General features: G+C 36.3%; 15 protein-coding genes, 3 tRNA genes and 2 rRNA genes (1 of these 20 cut by a window edge). 9 read left to right on the top strand and 11 right to left on the bottom strand.

From position 1 onward, the window contains the following. The first annotated feature begins 2 nt into the window (after positions 1–2). Genes ACJJVI_RS00185 through ACJJVI_RS00175 form a run of 3 tightly spaced genes read left to right on the top strand, consistent with a single transcriptional unit; the run spans position 3 to position 3583 of the window. Positions 3–1379 (top strand): class I SAM-dependent methyltransferase, encoded by a 1377-nt coding sequence (locus tag ACJJVI_RS00185; protein WP_405349620.1) that lies wholly within the window; start codon positions 3–5, stop codon positions 1377–1379. Beyond that, positions 1369–2832 carry a hypothetical protein gene (locus ACJJVI_RS00180; protein ID WP_042270634.1) on the top strand — a complete coding sequence of 488 codons (1464 nt, stop codon included), beginning with the start codon at positions 1369–1371 and terminating at the stop codon, positions 2830–2832. Before ACJJVI_RS00185 ends, ACJJVI_RS00180 begins: the two co-directional genes overlap by 11 nt. Further along, complete coding sequence (locus ACJJVI_RS00175; protein ID WP_405349617.1) at positions 2801–3583, top strand: hypothetical protein; 783 nt, start codon at positions 2801–2803, stop codon at positions 3581–3583. Before ACJJVI_RS00180 ends, ACJJVI_RS00175 begins: the two co-directional genes overlap by 32 nt. Here ACJJVI_RS00175 and ACJJVI_RS00170 read toward each other — a convergent pair. Further along, a complete protein-coding gene (locus ACJJVI_RS00170; RefSeq protein ID WP_405349614.1) occupies positions 3580–4026 on the bottom strand; it encodes an exosortase F system-associated membrane protein in 447 nt (148 codons plus the stop codon). The genes ACJJVI_RS00175 and ACJJVI_RS00170 overlap by 4 nt on opposite strands. Then, positions 4023–4556, bottom strand: coding sequence for an exosortase family protein XrtF (gene xrtF, locus ACJJVI_RS00165; RefSeq protein WP_348021366.1), 534 nt, complete (start codon positions 4554–4556; stop codon positions 4023–4025). Before xrtF ends, ACJJVI_RS00170 begins: the two co-directional genes overlap by 4 nt. Before the next feature lie 73 nt (positions 4557–4629). Here xrtF and ACJJVI_RS00160 point away from each other — a divergent pair, with 73 nt between their 5' ends. Continuing rightward, the gene (locus tag ACJJVI_RS00160; RefSeq protein ID WP_042295667.1) at positions 4630–5085 is read left to right on the top strand and encodes a GAF domain-containing protein; all 456 of its coding nucleotides are present in this window, start codon (positions 4630–4632) and stop codon (positions 5083–5085) included. Here ACJJVI_RS00160 and galE read toward each other — a convergent pair. From galE to ACJJVI_RS00115, 9 genes are all read right to left on the bottom strand, one after another. After that, the gene (galE, locus tag ACJJVI_RS00155; protein WP_348021365.1) at positions 5072–6100 is read right to left on the bottom strand and encodes a UDP-glucose 4-epimerase GalE; all 1029 of its coding nucleotides are present in this window, start codon (positions 6098–6100) and stop codon (positions 5072–5074) included. The two genes, ACJJVI_RS00160 and galE, sit on opposite strands and share 14 nt — an antisense overlap. A 115-nt stretch (positions 6101–6215) precedes the next feature. After that, positions 6216–6290: transfer RNA gene (locus ACJJVI_RS00150), tRNA-Val, on the bottom strand. 60 nt (positions 6291–6350) lie between these two features. After that, positions 6351–7568: a bifunctional folylpolyglutamate synthase/dihydrofolate synthase gene (locus ACJJVI_RS00145; protein WP_405349609.1), complete on the bottom strand. Its 1218-nt coding sequence runs from the start codon at positions 7566–7568 to the stop codon at positions 6351–6353. Between the two features lie 2 nt (positions 7569–7570). Further along, positions 7571–8386: a hypothetical protein gene (locus tag ACJJVI_RS00140; protein WP_405349606.1), complete on the bottom strand. Its 816-nt coding sequence runs from the start codon at positions 8384–8386 to the stop codon at positions 7571–7573. A 1-nt stretch (position 8387) separates the two neighbouring features. Further along, the gene (locus tag ACJJVI_RS00135; RefSeq protein WP_006795988.1) at positions 8388–8780 is read right to left on the bottom strand and encodes a biopolymer transporter ExbD; all 393 of its coding nucleotides are present in this window, start codon (positions 8778–8780) and stop codon (positions 8388–8390) included. Between the two features lies 1 nt (position 8781). Beyond that, on the bottom strand, positions 8782–9477 hold the full coding sequence (locus ACJJVI_RS00130) for a MotA/TolQ/ExbB proton channel family protein (RefSeq protein WP_036579855.1): 696 nt from the start codon (positions 9475–9477) through the stop codon (positions 8782–8784). Between the two features lie 127 nt (positions 9478–9604). Continuing rightward, on the bottom strand, positions 9605–11155 hold the full coding sequence (locus ACJJVI_RS00125) for a Na(+)/H(+) antiporter NhaB (RefSeq protein ID WP_042248417.1): 1551 nt from the start codon (positions 11153–11155) through the stop codon (positions 9605–9607). After that, positions 11155–12381, bottom strand: a complete 1227-nt coding sequence (locus tag ACJJVI_RS00120; RefSeq protein WP_348021361.1) for a Glu/Leu/Phe/Val dehydrogenase dimerization domain-containing protein — start codon at positions 12379–12381, stop codon at positions 11155–11157. The genes ACJJVI_RS00125 and ACJJVI_RS00120 overlap by 1 nt, the downstream gene beginning before the upstream one ends. Before the next feature lie 70 nt (positions 12382–12451). Beyond that, positions 12452–13507, bottom strand: coding sequence for an anhydro-N-acetylmuramic acid kinase (locus ACJJVI_RS00115; protein ID WP_036579849.1), 1056 nt, complete (start codon positions 13505–13507; stop codon positions 12452–12454). Between the two features lie 79 nt (positions 13508–13586). Between ACJJVI_RS00115 and ACJJVI_RS00110 the strand changes: the two genes are divergently transcribed. The 5 genes from ACJJVI_RS00110 to ACJJVI_RS00090 all read left to right on the top strand — a co-directional run. Then, a complete protein-coding gene (locus tag ACJJVI_RS00110; protein ID WP_036579846.1) occupies positions 13587–14729 on the top strand; it encodes an acyl-CoA dehydrogenase family protein in 1143 nt (380 codons plus the stop codon). Between the two features lie 506 nt (positions 14730–15235). Continuing rightward, a 16S ribosomal RNA gene (locus ACJJVI_RS00105) occupies positions 15236–16761 on the top strand. A gap of 147 nt (positions 16762–16908) precedes the next feature. After that, positions 16909–16982 (top strand) — tRNA-Ile (locus tag ACJJVI_RS00100). A 108-nt stretch (positions 16983–17090) separates the two neighbouring features. Then, positions 17091–17164, top strand: a tRNA-Ala gene (locus ACJJVI_RS00095). 153 nt (positions 17165–17317) lie between these two features. Further along, positions 17318–18119, top strand: a 23S ribosomal RNA gene (locus ACJJVI_RS00090) (it continues 2014 nt past the right edge of the window). Together the 16S and 23S rRNA genes with 2 tRNA genes alongside form the textbook arrangement of a ribosomal RNA operon.

Here is an 18119-nt window from a genome sequence, read left to right as displayed (position 1 = left end):
TAATGCTCAGGCATCCGGCTTCATATCGTGATCCTTCTGGTTATATTTTTAAGCAAGAAGGTGAATATTTAAGACATATCAATCAACCATATTTTATTGAGTATAATACTATCAAAAACAATGGTATATACGAACAATTATGGAATAAAAACTGGTTAATCAAGCATGAGGAGATAAGTGTTTCTGAAGATAAAATAATTCTAAGACCGGATCAATTAGATTTCATCACCTATCCTTATGAGTGGTCATTTACTGCATATAAGCATGCTGCACAACTTACCTTGCGTATTCAACTATTCTTACTTGAAAATGGTTTTTCACTTAAGGACGCTAGTGCTTTCAACATCACATTTCATAAAGGAAAAGCTATATTCATAGACACTTTAAGTATTGAAAGATACCGCGATAACGAGCCATGGAAGGGTTTAAAACAATTTAACGAGCACTTTTTTGCTCCATTGTTACTCGCTCAAAGACATGGCAGTTATTACCTTAAGTCTTTACAGCATCGTATCAATGGCTTCCCGTTAGATGAGGCCTCTAAACTATTATCATGGAAATCTAAATTGAGTCCGACGATTTATTCTCATATTCATTTTTTAGGTAAACAGAAAAATGAAACTATAGGTCAAGCGTCTAATGACTCAAAAAGTAAAGGGCTAGACAAAGTTTCACAAATTAAAATGCTAAAGACTCTAGAGATGCATATCTCTAAGATGAGCCTACAAGAAAACACAGAATGGAGTACCTATTATGACCAAACTAATTATGATGAGCAGGCCTTTAATCTCAAAAAGGAATTTATACAAAAATGGACTGCTGATATAAACGCAAAAAAAGTTGTGGATCTAGGTGGAAATGACGGTACATTTAGTAAGGTGGCGTTGACTAATGCAAATCAGGTAATTGTTTGCGATATCGATCAGAGTGCCATTAATGACTGTTACACAAATAGCATTAAACATAAAGAGTTTAATATCATCCCTATAGTATCCGATTTAATGCAGCCTGCAGCAAGTATAGGATTCCATAATCAGGAACGAGATTCGTTTATTACTCGTATACAAGATTACGGTTCAGATTTAAGTATGGCGTTAGCTCTAATACATCACATGACTCTATCTGGCAATGTACCATTCGAAATGAGTGCTTTATTTTTCAAATCCTTGAGTCCTTATTTAATTATTGAGTTTCCTGATAGAGAAGATAGTTGGGTGCAGTTTATTTTAAATAGCAAAAGAGATGCTAAAGACTTGTTTGACTATTACAATTTGGTAAATTTTGAAGAAGCTTATAATAAACACTTTTCTATAATTAAAAAAGAAGCTATTAAAGGGACACATCGAACACTCTTTTTATTGAAAAGAAATGAAAGATAAGATCATTTCCTATCTTAACAATAATAAGCACTACTGGTGGACCGTAGGTTTATTGCCTGGCATGTATGCTATCACCTATTTATACACTAACAATTATACATTAGTCAATTCTTGGATTCAATTATTGTACCTAGTTTTAAGTATGATCATTGCACCTAGCGCACTGATGATACTTATGAGTTTTGTATTAAAGAATAAAAGCGATAGAATTAAGAATGTCTTTTATTCAAGTAGTCTAATTATCTTAACAGCTATCTCCTTATCTCTGGTAATTTATTTAGGATGGAGATGGAAAGCGCTAATTCTAGTAGCTATAATTGCTATTATAGTGAGTTGGTTTTTAGGTAAACATTATAAAAAAGGAGTATTAATTTTATTCTTGATGTGTTTACTAGGGATTTTACAACTCTCATTTTATCTTTTCACATCTATCTACACTTACGAGAATTGGATTAAAGAAAGTCCTTTCGTGAATATTGAGTTTCAGATAAAACCTAACATCTACTATATTCAACCTGACGGATACGCTAATAAGCCTTCCTTAACTAATGATAATTACCACTTTGATAATAGTCGCTTTTATAGTGACATGATCTCAAAAGGATTTAATTTTAATCATCAATACCGCAGTAATTATCCATCAACACTTACTTCAAACGCAACTCTATTTACAGGGCAACATCATTTTTACGACAGTGAAAATTTCAATAATGAGCTTTTTAATGCGAGACAAATTATAATGGGTAAAAACCCTGTTTTAGAAACTTTTAAAGAGAATGGCTATAGAACAACAGCAATTTTACAACACAGATATTTATTACTTAACCATCCAGACATTTATTATGATGGTATAAATATCAACGAAAATGAATTGTCAATTTTACCTGATTACCAACTAGACAAAGATTACTTTAATGATTTAAAACTTGCTATTAGTACCGCAGATAACAAACCTCAGTTTTATTTTATTGAAATTCTAGAACCAGGACATATCACTGGACTTAAAGCTAAGAACACCTCTGCGATAAAAGAACGTAATCAATATATAGATAATTTAAAAAGCATTAATACTACTCTTCAAGACATTGTAGACTATATAACCTCTCAAGATCCAGAAGGCATCATCATAATGGCTGCAGACCACGGTGGCTTTGTAGGATATAATTACACAGGTGAAAGCTATTCATATTTAACAGATGACATAGCGTTACATCAAGCAATATTCGGCGCTTTACTGACCATAAAAGCTCCTGCTGAATTTCAATCACATCAAAAAAAAATTAAAAGTAGTATCAGTCTATTCCCTAATCTGTTCAACTACCTTTCTCAGGATTCAATATCAAAAAACAAATTAGACAATAGTAGTTATCAATTAATTAAAAGTGGCACACAAAGTGGTATTTATAGATATTATGATGAAAATGGAATCCCTGTCACAGAAAAACTACAGTAAAACGCTTATCGTTTTACTATTAATATTAACCGGCTTATTATCCCAAGCACAGTCTTGTGTTTGCTATCAAAATCATTTTTTGAATGATTATAAAGAAGCTGATTTTATAGCACAAGTCACAGTGACTAACGTGGAATCTGACTTTAGACTAGAGAACGAAGATTTGATTGAATTTGACACATCGATAATATTTAAGGGTTCAGAATCAAAATCATTATTTATACAACAAGAAGTGGGGAATAGCAGTGATAATTCTAAATGCAGACTGTTCTTAAAACCAGGTGATGAACTTATCGTTTTTGCTCAATTAGTTAATGGAGCAATAATCACTACACCATGTCATAGAAATAATTTTATTTATAAAGATGATCCTAAATTCTTGCTAGAAAACAAGAATCTAATAGGCACACTTAATACGCTTTCTTTATTCAATGAACAAATTGAAGCATCTTCTATTAATTGTTCCTCACTTGAAAATGATACAGATGTAATTAATAAAGTTGGCAAACTAAATCTAGCAGAGTCGGATGCCTATTTTGGACTTTATAACATAAAATTCACTGAAGACAATTCCATCAGTTATGTAGGTGTAATATCACCCTTTAATAAAGAAATTGATAAAAAAATAAGAATAATGCTTATTAAAAAGGAATGGGAAGAATGTGCTCTTAATGAGAATAGAGAATTACTCGTTGCATATTTTTATCATCCTGCCTCAACATATAGAAAAGAATATTTAAGCACATACTAGACAAGTTTGTTCCCTTTAGTTTTTAAGAAGTAAAAACCTGCCACCAATATGAATAATAAAATGGGCTGTATTAAAAAACGACGGATATAAAATAATGCCATTTTCATAAAACTAGAATCTGCATCTATAAGTAAAGTAAAAGCAATTATTAATATAATGTAAGCAAACAAATACACCCATAACGCTGCATGGATATAACTTTCTCTTTTATACAAAAACCATATGATCCATAGAGAAAGCACCATATTCAGTAGATATCTTAAGCTAGTACCAGCAATTAATTTCCACACGTTTAATTTGGGAAGGTCGAATAATTGAAAATCTGAATGAAAATAATCATATAAAGGATCGTTAAATAAAGGCACCTCATACAACCGTATGAGTAATAAGGAGGTAATCAAAACCATTATCACAATTGATGAAAAAAACCTTGAGATAATCATATATGTTTTGGTTTTTTAACCCAAATCAACCAAAGTAAAATCACAGAACCGTAGATCACCGCTGGAAACAATATATCATGTGAAATATGATCATACTGTGGATACTTATTTTTAATAATAGCTAGGGCTACTAATCTGAATAGATTAACTATATAGATGAACGTAATACCGAACAGTATGAAGAAAGCTGTTTTTTTCCACGCTTTCGCGAAAGCAAGAACAAAAGCAACAAATAGTATCATTACACTTATTGCATTACAACCTTCTATCACTCGATAGACCACGGTTTTATTTAAATACATATAAACCGATGGATGATGCGGCACATTAGATATCTGGGCATCATAACCTATAGCGTTTAACAGCTGCTGGGTTTGATACGACACTTGAGAAGTCACAGGATCTGGATAGTTTGATGAATTATAATCCTGTTGTAAATACAGATAGTAAATTAAAGATAGAACGATATAAATAACGCCAAAAGTAGCCACAAACTTAAAAACCGGCACATAGGTACGTAGAGCGCTCATCATTAATTATTTTATGACAAAGTTAAATATTTAATCAAAGGCATGACTTAATTTTACCTTTTTAAAATACATCATGACACTAGACACATTAAAACCAAAAGTTACCGAAATCGTAAATCATCCAGACTTAACAGCCCAGCTTAAAATGCAAGGTGTATGTGAATTACTGCAGTCTAATATAGATTATTATGATTGGGTAGGTTTTTATATGGCTCATGATACTGAGCCTACATTACACCTATGGTCTCAGGCGGGAGAACCTACAGACCATACAGTTATTCCTTTTGGGAAAGGAATATGTGGCCAAGTCGCTGTTTCGAACAAAAACTTTGTTGTAGATGATGTGAATGCACAGGATAACTATATAGCCTGTAGCATCCATGTAAAAAGTGAAGTTGTCATCCCATTATTTAAAGATGGGAAAAATATAGGTCAGATAGATATCGATAGTAACACGGTAAATGCTTTCTCTAATAAAGATGAACTATTTCTTGAATGGATCAACGAGCAAATAGCTAGTATTCTTTAATCTCCATTACAGTTTGCTGCCATTTCCAGGCACTAGCAAGAGCTTCTTGTAAGGTAAATTGTGATTTCCAACCTAGCACATTATTTGCCCTAGTAGTATCTGCATAAGCAGCAGTTACATCGCCATCTCTGCGATTTACAATTTTATAATTAAGGGATTGTCCAGTAACATTCTCAAATGCCTTAACCACTTCTAACACAGAAGATCCTGTTCCCGTTCCTATATTAAATGTTTCAAAGTTAGTAAGGACTTCTTTATTGATTAACCTTTCTAAGGCAACAACATGCGCAATAGCTAGGTCCATAACGTGAATATAATCACGAACAGCTGTTCCATCAATTGTAGGATAGTCATTCCCAAAGATTGAGAGCTGTTCTCTTTGACCAATAGCTGTTTGAGTGATGTAAGGAACTAGGTTTTGAGGCGTTCCCAACGGCAATTCACCGATTAATCCAGAATGATGCGCCCCAATAGGATTAAAGTAACGCAAAGCAATCGCGCTTAATGAAGAATCGATTTTACAAACATCGGCAATAATCTCTTCCCCTACTTGCTTTGTATTGCCATATGGAGATTCAGCAGGTTTTACTGGAGCAGACTCTGTAATTGGTAACACATCTGCCTGTCCATAAACAGTACATGAAGAACTAAATATAATATTGGGTTTAGATAATTTTTGAAGCTCTTGCAATAGATATACTAACGTATTCATATTGTTTTCATAATACAATAACGGATTCTGAACACTTTCACCAACAGCTTTAGAAGCGGCAAAATGTATCACTCCACTTATATCTTGATGATTTAGAAAAAAATCGCTTAACGCTTGTTTATTTCTTAAGTCCAGTTTTTCAAATTTAGGCTTCTTACTACAAATTGCATGAATCCTTTCTAATACACTGATCGATGAATTAGAAAGGTTATCAACTATAACGACCTCATAATCTCTATTAAGCAACTCTACAACGACGTGTGAGCCTATAAAACCTAATCCACCAGTAACTAATATCTTCATGAATAAAAAATCTTCAGTAAATATACATCTTTAGCTTTTTAAAAACGCCTAAAGTAGAAACCCTTTAAATTAAAAAAAGGCATAAAAAAAGGTCTTCATTTCTGAAGACCTTTTGTGGGCGCTAAGGGATTTGAACCCCTGACCCCTTGGGTGTAAACCAAGTGCTCTGAACCAACTGAGCTAAGCGCCCTAAAAGCGGATGCAAATATAAAACCTTTCCTGAAACTTACAAGCGTTTTTGAAATAAATTTTAAATTATTTCTGCTACTACAAAAACACTACCAGTCACTACTATCAAATCATCACTGTGTGCCAGACTCTTAGCTTTATCTAGAGCGTCAGAAACAGAATTAAATTTTTTGAAATTAAATTGATGCTTTTTGAAAAAACTAGATAAAACAACTATTTCCATTCCTCGTATCACATTTGGCTTTGCGATGTAATAAAAAGCATTCTTAGGCATTAATGATAAAACTTGGTCCACATCTTTATCAGACACCATTCCCAAAACTATATGAAGCTTATTAAACTTCTCTAGTTTCAATTGCTTCACTAATGTTTTTATTCCTGCTTTATTATGTGCTGTATCTGCAATAACCCTAGGTTGAACTTGCAATAATTCGTACCTACCTCTCAATCCTGTATTTGCAGCAACTTTCAACAGCCCGGCTTCTAATTGGGCAAGGGAAATTTTAAAGTTGCTAGACTGCGTTAAAACGTTTAACGCAGTTTGTGCAACTCTACTATTATACTTTTGATATTCACCTTTTAAATCTGTAGCGAGTGGCTTTAAGCGATAGTTTACTTGATGATAAATAGAATGCTTTTTTATTGCGCTTTCGCGAAAGCAATTCCTCAAAGAATCACGTCGCTCTCCTACAACTACAGGTACATTATTTTTTATAATACCTGCTTTTTCTCCAGCTATTTTAATAAGAGTATTACCTAACATCGCTACATGATCTTTATCTATGTTTGTTATCACTGAAACTAAAGGCTTTATTATGTTAGTGGAATCTAATCTACCTCCAAGACCTGTTTCTATAATAGCGATATCTACTTCTTGCTCTTTAAAGTATTGAAAAGCCATACCTACAGTCATCTCAAAAAACGACAGTTGATTACTTTCAAAAAACAATTTGTTTCTATTTACAAAAGCAACCACATAATCTTCTGAAACCATCACACCATTAATCTTGATGCGTTCCCTAAAGTCTTTGAGATGCGGTGATGTATATAACCCTACATTATAACCAGCCTCTTGCAGTACACTTGCTATCATATGACAAGTGCTTCCCTTACCATTTGTACCAGCTACATGAATGGTTGAAAAGGATAGGTGGGGATTTCCTAAATGATTATCTAATAATATAGTGTTATCGAGATTTGCCTTGTAAGCCGCTTTTCCCACACGTTGATACATCGGGAGTTGATTGAAAAGCCAATTTAGAGTCTGTGAATAGCCCAAAACTATTCTCCAACTTTAAAAATAACCTCGACAAAACCTATTTGGATATCTTTAGCATTAGAAGCTGCACTGAATGTATAGGTCTCAGCACTTTTTTTTGCGGCAACTAATAAGCAATTCGCTCTATTAGTTGTTCCTTTTTTTCCTGGTATGGCTTGCACGACCTTACCAGTTCTATCCACATGAATTTCAACAATAACAGTTCCCGTTTCAAAACAGTCAGGCTCAGCTCCTTTTCCGGATAATGCTTTTCTTCCACCTAGTCCAGCTCCGCGACCACTTTTCCCAGATCCTGGTGCACCATAATAGGTATTTGCATAAGGGTCACCATCAATATCACCTTTGTTCCCTGGACCATCTCCAGGACCTTCTCCGCTATTATCTGCACCATCCGTTGGAGTTGTGCCCGTAACATTATTAAGCATATCAGTTACCGATTGATCTGGCTTTGGTTCAGGTTTAGGTTCAGGTTTTTTAACAGGTTCTGCCACTGGTTTTGTAACAGGCTTAGTTGTATTAGGATCTGAATTGATAACTGGAGCATCTGTGTTGTCTTGGGTGGCGACATTATCAACTTGAGGAGTTGTCTGATCTACAGGTGATGGATTAGACTCTGGAGTGACCTTAGTTGCCTCTGCAGGTTCAACAGGTCCAGAACCTACTGCAGTATTACCGAAATTGATTGCTATTCCACTATCTTCCTCTTCTGGTATTTCATCTAGCACTGAAACAAAAACAAATAACAATAGAAAAACACTCATCAAAATACTTGTAATGATGAATGATTTCTTTTTCTCTTTAGTGTCTAGAAAACTCATTTTATTCTGGTTTTACAGCAAGGATGATATTGATTTTATTACGGTTTGCTATGTCCATAACTTTAACAGCTTTATTGAGGGCGATATCGCCGTCTGCTCTTAATATAATGGTAGGCTTTTCTTGACCTTCCATTGTTTTAATAATCATCGATTCTAATAACTCTTCTTCTACCTCTACCGCATCGACAAAAAACGCACCATCTTTAGTAATACTTACGGAAGCTTGCTGCTTATTTTCACTACGACCACTTGCACTAGGCAATATTAAATCTAAAGCTTGTGGAGTAATACTAGGTGAGGTTAGTAAGAAAAATACAAGCAACAGAAACACGATATCTGTCATGGATGACATCGAGAAATCAGGGCTTACTTTATTTCTGCTTCTTAAGTTCATATTATGCTGGTTCGTTTAAAAGATCTAAGAAATCAACAGCGTTAGACTCCATTTGATGCACTACTTTGTCAGTTTTAACTACTAAATGGTTATATCCTATATAAGCTATAATACCTACTATAAGTCCTGCAACAGTGGTTGTCATTGCGGTATAAATACCTTCTGCTAGAGTCCCCATTTCTGGAGCACCTTCACTTTCTGCTAGGGTTCTAAAAGCAATTACCATTCCTATAACTGTCCCTAAAAATCCAATCATAGGTGCAGCTCCTGCAATAGTTGCTAGAATGCTAACATTTTTTTCTAATTTATATACCTCTAATTTACCTGCATTCTCGATGGCTCCATTAATATCCTCAAGAGGTGAACCTATCCTACTAATACCTTTCTCTGTTAAACGTGCAACAGGAGAATTTTCTTGAGCACATAAGATCTTGGCTGCATCAATACGACCGTTACTAACATGATCTTTTATTTGTAACATGAATTTGTCATCAATTTTTGAACTGCCTTTTATCTTAAATAATCTTTCAAAATAGATGTATAAAGCAACAAATAATAATAGAATTAAGATACATATAATCACTGTTCCAGATGGATCACCTGATAATATGATGTCAAAAACTGTTTGAGTTTCTTCTTCTACTAGTGGCATAGTAGACTCAACAACTTCGCCTGTTTCTTGAATAATTAGATTCATTAAATTTTTCTTAGTTAGGTTAGTAACGCATTTTATATGTTAAAGATTGTATACAGTCTAAAGGCTTATTGTAATTATGCTTTCGCGAAAGCGTGATTACAATAAGCTATACAATATTACTGATTTATTATAAGAACATAATCACACATGCAAGTCCTACTAATGTAAGAACTACAGTATATGGAAATGCCATTTTAACCATCTTACCGTAAGAAAGATTGATTACTGGTGCAAGAGCAGACGTTAATAGAAATAAGAATGCCGCCTGACCATTAGGTGTCGCAACACTAGGAATGTTAGTTCCCGTGTTAATTGCAACTGCTAAATGTTCATATTGCTCTAAAGATATTTTTCCTGCGTCATATGCATTACCCACTTCATTTATGTAGACTGTTGCCACAAACACATTGTCAGAAATCATACTAAGAACACCATTTGCAAGATAGAATATTGCCGGTTGACTACTAGGGTCCTGGCTTAATGCCCATTCAATAATAGGTGCAAATAAATGCTGGTCATGAATCATCGCAACGATCACAAAAAACACAACTAATAGTCCTGTAAATGGAAGTGCTTCTTCAAAGGCTTTTCCAAGACTATGTTCGTCTGTTATCCCCATAAACGCAGTTTGAATCACTATTAAAGCAAGACCTATAAATCCAACTGGTGCAATATGCAATGCTAGACCAATGATTAATAGAATAGCTGAAACTCCTTGAACTAAAAGACCATATTTCTCCTTACTAGTACGTTCTTGATCACGTTTTTCCATCCATCCTTCAATAATCTGTCTTACTACAGGTGGCATTTTCTGACCAAAACCAAATGTTTTAGTAACTTCTAACAATACGGTTGTAATTAGACCAGCTATTAAAACTGGGATCGTAATAGGTGCCATGTGAAGGAAAAATTCTATGAATCCATATTCATAAGGTAATGCTGTATTAAGCTTTGTACCGATAAGTAAATTCTGAGGTTCACCTACAATTGTGCAAACACCACCTAACGCTGTTCCTACCACACCATGCATTACTAAACTACGTAAGAATGAACGGAAATCTTCTAATGTTTCACCACTTAACTGCTTTCTATCCAATGTATTATCATGATCTAAATCTAGATCACTAGAATGTATTTTATGATAAACATTATAAAAACCTAGACCGACACTAATTAGAACTGCTGTAACTGTAAGAGCATCTAAAAAGGCAGATAACACAGCACTGATTAGTACAAAAAATAGAGAAAGAGCTATTTTAGATTTTACCTTTGTAAACAGTTTTACAAAAATATACATGAGTAGAGGTTTCATAAAATAAATTCCCGCTACCATAAACACTAACAGCAAAATCACCTCTAGGTTTTGTGCTACTTCTGCATAAACACCACCTAATACTTTATTACCTAAATCATCTAATACGACCTTATGTGTTTCATGATCTACTTTATACATAGGATGTGTTAATCCTAATGCAATAACTTGAATAGCTAGTAAACCACCGGACTGTAAAGGATAACATTTTAAAGCCATCGCAAGACAGAATATAAACTCTGCTATAAAAATCCAACCCATTACCGTTCCATCAAGAACAAAATATGCAGCAGTATTAAAAACTAAAAATGCTAATATGGTTGACTTAAACCATGTAGGGCTATTACCTAAAAAAGACTTGAACATTAAACCAATTGTTTTAAAGCGATTTCAAAAGCAGTAGAACTGATTTGAGTACGCGAACTATTATTATTATAAGTATTTTGAATTGCGTTTCTAATTGTCATGCTGGTATCGTTAAAGATAGCTTCATCCGTCATTTGAACGCGACGTTCCATAAAGTATGCAAAAACTCTTGCCATTCCACAATTTGAAATAAAATCCGGAATAAGGCTTACTTTTTCATCCGTATGCTCCATAATAGAGCCAAAGAAAATTTCTTTATCTGCAAATGGCACATTAGCGCCACAAGAAATAACCTCTAATCCAGAGGCAATCATTTGATCTATTTGATCCTGACTCACTAATCTAGAGGCAGCACAAGGCGCAAAAATCTCAGTCTTGAGCGACCATATTTTTTCATTTACTTTTTCAAATGGAATTAAGTTTGAAGATCTTAAAGCATTACCATCTTTATTTAAGAACATTTCTTTAATTTCTTCAAAAGAAAAACCGTCTTCATTAATTAATCCACCAGCTCTATCGATGATTCCTACAACTTTCGCACCCATTTGTGAAAGATAATAAGCAGCGGCACTTCCTACATTACCGAAACCTTGAACAACGGCACGTTTACCTTTAACATCACCGCCATAAATATCATAAAAATGTTTTACAGCTTCTGCAACGCCATAACCAGTAATCATATCTGCTACCGTATATTTTCTAGAAACATCTGGCGAATAAATAGGATTTTCAATAACTTTTATCACACCTTGACGTAATTGTCCAATGCGGTTAATTTTATCAGCTTCAGTAGGGGAAAAATGACCTGCAAAGACACCTTCTTGAGGATGCCAAACCCCACAATCTTCAGTGATAGGGATTACTTCATGTATTTCATCTACGTTAAGATCACCACCGGTGCCATAATAGCTTTTAAGTAAAGGAGAAACCGCTTTATACCATCTCTCTAGCACACCTTTTTTACGAGGATCTCTAGGGTCAAAGTTAATTCCACTTTTAGCGCCACCTATTGCAGGACCCGATACCGTGAATTTAATCTCCATAGTTTTTGCTAGTGAGAGAACTTCATTTTTATCAAGTCCAACTCTCATACGTGTTCCACCACCTGCGGCGCCACCTCTCAAACTATTAATTACGGTCCAACCTTGGGCATCTGTTTCTGGATCATTCCAATGGAATACGATTTCGGGTTCAGCGTTCTCATAACGCTTTAAAAGTTCCTTCATGTTTTATTTTCAGGTTAGTGCAGACAAATATAAAAAACACCTGACCACTTCAACTCTTTTTTACAATTTCTTAAGGCAGATAAATCTTACCACTTGAATGATCCATAGAGGCTCCTGTTACCGAAGCAAGGCAATTATTCTCATTGCGTAATTTAAGTACTCCTAGAAAAGCAAAAATGAGTGCTTCTTTATATTCAATAAGCTCCTTATTCGGTATAATTATTTCGGCCTTAGAATAAGAAGATATACGATGTATTAAAAATGAATTATAAGCACCACCACCTGTAACTAATACAGTAGATTCAGGTAACAGTACGCTTGAGATTTGCATTGCCACATGTTCAGTATAAGTAGCTAAAGCATCTAAAGGGTTATCGATTGATTTGATAATATCCCACACATGATTGTCAATCCATTCAACTCCTAAAGATTTAGGACCATCAACCTTATAATACGGTAGTGAATTTAGTTGAGCTAAAACCTCAGAATTAATTTTTCCTGCTTTCGCGAAAGCACCACTATCATCATAATCTGACCCTAGGCGATTTGCAAAATAATTCAGCACTACGTTAACCGGGACAATATCAAAAGCTTTGCGTATATCATTAAGACTATAAGAGATGTTTGCAAATCCTCCTAGGTTGAGGCAATAATCATACTTATTAAAAAGAAAATGATCTCCAATAGGTACTAAAGGAGCACCTTGACCACCCATATCTACATCCTGAGACCTAAAATCACAAACAACCCGTTGACTCAATAAGTCAGCTAATATAGGGAGGTTACCTATTTGGAAAGTATACCCATCCCCAGGCTGATGATGTATAGTATGTCCATGACTACATATCGCTAAAAGTTCGGTGATTTGATTTTCATATATAAAATCATTGATACATTGACTTAAATATAAAGTATATTCATTATTTAAATCCTTCAAATGAATATTTGGCAACGATATAGCACTAGCCAATTTAGTTTGCCAAACATGATTATACTCTATCGATTTTACTTTCAATACATGAAAGTTCCATGAATCATTACGTACTAACTTTACATAAACCAAATCGATAGCATCTAAAGAAGTTCCAGACATTACACCTATAACGTTATAGCACTGATGGTTCATAGAAAAATAGTGTTGAATAAACTCTTAAATAAGCTTAGATTTGCAAAGATAAATGAAGTATTAATCATATTACAAATACATGGATTTTAGTTTAACAGAGGAGCATTTAATGATACGTGATGCAGCAAGAGATTTTGCTCGCACCGAGTTACTTCCAGGAGTAATTGAAAGAGATAAGGATCAACATTTCCCTAAAGAATTGATTACTAAAATGGGTGACCTGGGCTTCCTAGGCATGATGGTGGACCCAAAGTATGGTGGTGGTGGAATGGATACTACTAGTTATGTTTTAGTTATGGAAGAGCTTTCCAAAATTGATGCTAGCGCTAGTGTAATTGTATCCGTAAATAATTCTTTGGTATGTTATGGTTTAGAAGCATACGCTAGTGAAGAACAAAAAGAAAAGTATTTAACCAAATTAGCAACTGGAGAATCGATTGGAGCGTTTTGTTTAAGTGAACCGGAAGCTGGTAGTGATGCCACATCACAACGAACAACAGCAATTGATATGGGTGACCATTATCTTTTAAACGGTACCAAAAACTGGATTACTAACGGTAATAGTGCCGATTACTATATTGTCATTGCACAGACTGATAAAGACAAGGCCCACAAAGGTATCAATGCATTTATAGTTGAAAAAACTTGGGAAGGCTTTGAAGTAGGACCAAAAGAAGATAAATTAGGTATTAGAGGTAGCGACACCCATTCTTTAATATTTAATGACGTTAAGATACCTAAAGAAAATAGGATTGGCGAAGACGGATTTGGATTCAAATTTGCAATGAAAACATTAGCTGGAGGTCGCATAGGAATAGCGGCACAAGCATTAGGTATTGCAGCTGGTGCTTATGAATTAGCTAGAGATTATAGTAAACAACGTAAGGCTTTCGGAACTGAGATATGTAATCATCAGGCTATAGCATTTAAATTAGCTGATATGAAAGTTAATATTGATGCATCTCGTCATTTAATTATGCACGCTGCATGGATGAAAGATGAAGGAATGGATTACAACGTAGCTGGCTGTACTGCTAAACTTTTCGCATCTCAAACCGCTATGGATACTACGGTTGAAGCAGTTCAAGTTCATGGTGGTAATGGATATGTTAAAGAATATCATGTAGAACGACTGATGAGAGATGCTAAAATCACTCAGATATATGAAGGGACTTCGGAAATTCAAAAAATAGTTATCTCTAGAGATCTTCTTAAAAACTAACCTCTCAATTAATTTCAGATTTCCCGTTATACAAGGTTTAATCAGGTTTGATATCTGAACGACAAAATGTCTAGCAGTTCTTAAGAGCTACTAGACATTTTTTTGTGTGGTCACCAACCTCAATAACCTTACCTTAGTTAAATCATTTTCGTAATGACTTGTTTGTTTGTGTTTTACGAATTATTTTAATTTAATTTGGCAAAAAGTTTGGTTGGTAGAGAAAAACGTGAGTATATTTGCACCCGCTTTGCAGCAGACGTGATGTCTAAAGTAGAGCGTTAGTTCTTCAAAGAAGGTTAGAATACTAGTTCAAGAATCGGGAGAGGATTGTCAAAGTTTTAATTTTATGATTTGAAGTAGTTCATTGAGATTTTGATTGACAGCACAAAAATAATAAGGAGATATTTTAGAATATTTTCTGGTAAGATTTAATGTAAATAAACACAATTACGCTAATTAAGTAGTATTGATTATATAGGTCATAAAACGATCTTTAAAAAGATTCTACGATGAAGAGTTTGATCCTGGCTCAGGATGAACGCTAGCGGCAGGCCTAACACATGCAAGTCGAGGGGTAACAGGGAGAGCTTGCTTTCTGCTGACGACCGGCGCACGGGTGCGTAACGCGTATACAATCTGCCTATCACTGAGGGATAGCCCGAAGAAATTTGGATTAACACCTCATAGTATTATAGAATCGCATGGTTTTATAATTAAAGGTTACGGTGATAGATGAGTATGCGTCCTATTAGCTAGATGGAGAGGTAAAGGCTCCCCATGGCTACGATAGGTAGGGGTCCTGAGAGGGAGATCCCCCACACTGGTACTGAGACACGGACCAGACTCCTACGGGAGGCAGCAGTGAGGAATATTGGACAATGGGCGCAAGCCTGATCCAGCCATGCCGCGTGTAGGAAGACGGCCCTATGGGTTGTAAACTACTTTTATACGGGAAGAAACCTATCCTCGTGAGGATAGCTGACGGTACCGTAAGAATAAGCACCGGCTAACTCCGTGCCAGCAGCCGCGGTAATACGGAGGGTGCAAGCGTTATCCGGAATCATTGGGTTTAAAGGGTCCGTAGGCGGGCTAATAAGTCAGTGGTGAAATGCAGGGGCTCAACTCCGGCACTGCCATTGATACTGTTAGTCTTGAATTATTGTGAAGTGGTTAGAATATGTAGTGTAGCGGTGAAATGCTTAGATATTACATAGAATACCGATTGCGAAGGCAGATCACTAACAATATATTGACGCTGATGGACGAAAGCGTGGGTAGCGAACAGGATTAGATACCCTGGTAGTCCACGCCGTAAACGATGGTTACTAGCTGTTTGGACGAATTGACGTCTGAGTGGCCAAGCGAAAGTGATAAGTAACCCACCTGGGGAGTACGTTCGCAAGAATGAAACTCAAAGGAATTGACGGGGGCCCGCACAAGCGGTGGAGCATGTGGTTTAATTCGATGATACGCGAGGAACCTTACCAGGGCTTAAATGTAGTATGACAGATTTGGAAACAGATTTTTCTTCGGACATATTACAAGGTGCTGCATGGTTGTCGTCAGCTCGTGCCGTGAGGTGTCAGGTTAAGTCCTATAACGAGCGCAACCCCTATTGCTAGTTGCCAGCGAGTCATGTCGGGGACTCTAGCGAGACTGCCGGTGCAAACCGTGAGGAAGGTGGGGATGACGTCAAATCATCACGGCCCTTACGTCCTGGGCCACACACGTGCTACAATGGTAGGGACAGAGAGCAGCCACCACGCGAGTGGGAGCGAATCTATAAACCCTATCACAGTTCGGATCGTAGTCTGCAACTCGACTACGTGAAGCTGGAATCGCTAGTAATCGCATATCAGCCATGATGCGGTGAATACGTTCCCGGGCCTTGTACACACCGCCCGTCAAGCCATGGAAGCTGGGGGTACCTGAAGTCGGTGACCGCAAGGAGCTGCCTAGGGTAAAACCGGTAACTGGGGCTAAGTCGTAACAAGGTAGCCGTACCGGAAGGTGCGGCTGGAACACCTCCTTTCTGGAGTTCCTGAAATAATGGAACAACAATAGATTTGTATGGTTAAGCTATTTGATTAGCGTGTTTATTTATATTTTAAAGTTGTCAATCTTGATATATTAAGTCGAAAAGACTTTTAATTAGATAGTTATGTCTGTTTAGTTATACAGTCTCATAGCTCAGCTGGTTAGAGCGCTACACTGATAATGTAGAGGTCGGCAGTTCGAGTCTGCCTGAGACTACAATGTATGGTTCGCTATACAATAGTTCATTAAAATACTTAAAGGAAATTCTAGAGGTTGGTTGTTCAACATTGCTAATTCTGAATACAACATTCTGAATTTTATAATGGGGGATTAGCTCAGCTGGCTAGAGCGCCTGCCTTGCACGCAGGAGGTCATCGGTTCGACTCCGATATTCTCCACTTTATTAAATCGTAAGATTTATAACGTTCATTGACATATTGAAAAGATTAAACGAGAAACGAATAGGTACATTAGTTTGTATTTATTATAGTAAATATTGAATATTAAAAGCAAGGCATTTATTTTGTATCGTTGCAAAATAAATAAGAATACCATAAGCAAATTAAGGGCGTATGGGGAATGCCTAGGCTCTCAGAGGCGATGAAGGACGTGATAAGCTGCGATAAGCTGTGGGGATTGGCACATACAATTTGATCCGCAGATTTCCGAATGGGGCAACCCGGCATATTGAAGATATGTCATCTGTAAAGAAGCAAACCCGGTGAACTGAAACATCTAAGTAGCCGGAGGAAGAGAAAACAAAAGTGATTCCGCTAGTAGTGGCGAGCGAACGCGGAATAGCCCAAACCAATTAGGTTACGGCCTAATTGGGGTTGTAGGACCACGACATTTAATGCATAATGAATTAGAATCCTTTGGAAAAAGGAGCCATAGAAGGTGATAGCCCTGTATAGGTAAAGAATGTTATTGATAGTGGTATCCTGAGTAGTGCGGGGCACGTGAAACCCTGTATGAATCAAGCGGGACCATCCGCTAAGGCTAAATACTCCTGAGAGACCGATAGTGAACCAGTACCGTGAGGGAAAGGTGAAAAGAACCCTGAATAAGGGAGTGAAATAGATCCTGAAACCATACGCTTACAAGCGGTCGGAGCCCTTTGGGGTGACGGCGTGCCTTTTGCATAATGAGCCTACGAGTTACCGTTGTTAGCAAGGTTAAGTACTTCAGGTACGTAGCCGTAGCGAAAGCGAGTCTGAATAGGGCGTATAGTTAGCAGTGGTAGACGCGAAACCGTGTGATCTACCCATGGGCAGGGTGAAGCTGTGGTAACACACAGTGGAGGCCCGAACCGGTTGACGTTGAAAAGTCTTCGGATGACCTGTGGGTAGGGGT

The sequence above is a fragment of the Nonlabens sp. Asnod3-H03 genome, from assembly GCF_045063665.1.
Classification (GTDB): Bacteria; Bacteroidota; Bacteroidia; order Flavobacteriales; family Flavobacteriaceae; genus Nonlabens; species Nonlabens ulvanivorans.
The sequence above is the reverse complement of the archived record's forward strand: the minus strand, read 5'-3'. Positions and strand labels throughout refer to the sequence as shown.

What these genes read in the sequence shown, in the direction of transcription:
- ACJJVI_RS00185 (WP_405349620.1), top strand. Translation starts at nt 3, where the DNA reads ATGCTCAGGCATCCGGCTTCATATCGTGATCCTTCTGGTTATATTTTT.
- ACJJVI_RS00180 (WP_042270634.1), top strand. Translation starts at nt 1,369, where the DNA reads ATGAAAGATAAGATCATTTCCTATCTTAACAATAATAAGCACTACTGG.
- ACJJVI_RS00175 (WP_405349617.1), top strand. Translation starts at nt 2,801, where the DNA reads ATGGAATCCCTGTCACAGAAAAACTACAGTAAAACGCTTATCGTTTTA.
- ACJJVI_RS00170 (WP_405349614.1), bottom strand. Translation starts at nt 4,026, where the DNA reads ATGATTATCTCAAGGTTTTTTTCATCAATTGTGATAATGGTTTTGATT.
- xrtF (WP_348021366.1), bottom strand. Translation starts at nt 4,556, where the DNA reads ATGAGCGCTCTACGTACCTATGTGCCGGTTTTTAAGTTTGTGGCTACT.
- ACJJVI_RS00160 (WP_042295667.1), top strand. Translation starts at nt 4,630, where the DNA reads ATGACACTAGACACATTAAAACCAAAAGTTACCGAAATCGTAAATCAT.
- galE (WP_348021365.1), bottom strand. Translation starts at nt 6,100, where the DNA reads ATGAAGATATTAGTTACTGGTGGATTAGGTTTTATAGGCTCACACGTC.
- ACJJVI_RS00140 (WP_405349606.1), bottom strand. Translation starts at nt 8,386, where the DNA reads ATGAGTTTTCTAGACACTAAAGAGAAAAAGAAATCATTCATCATTACA.
- ACJJVI_RS00135 (WP_006795988.1), bottom strand. Translation starts at nt 8,780, where the DNA reads ATGAACTTAAGAAGCAGAAATAAAGTAAGCCCTGATTTCTCGATGTCA.
- ACJJVI_RS00130 (WP_036579855.1), bottom strand. Translation starts at nt 9,477, where the DNA reads ATGAATCTAATTATTCAAGAAACAGGCGAAGTTGTTGAGTCTACTATG.
- ACJJVI_RS00125 (WP_042248417.1), bottom strand. Translation starts at nt 11,155, where the DNA reads ATGTTCAAGTCTTTTTTAGGTAATAGCCCTACATGGTTTAAGTCAACC.
- ACJJVI_RS00120 (WP_348021361.1), bottom strand. Translation starts at nt 12,381, where the DNA reads ATGAAGGAACTTTTAAAGCGTTATGAGAACGCTGAACCCGAAATCGTA.
- ACJJVI_RS00115 (WP_036579849.1), bottom strand. Translation starts at nt 13,507, where the DNA reads ATGAACCATCAGTGCTATAACGTTATAGGTGTAATGTCTGGAACTTCT.
- ACJJVI_RS00110 (WP_036579846.1), top strand. Translation starts at nt 13,587, where the DNA reads ATGGATTTTAGTTTAACAGAGGAGCATTTAATGATACGTGATGCAGCA.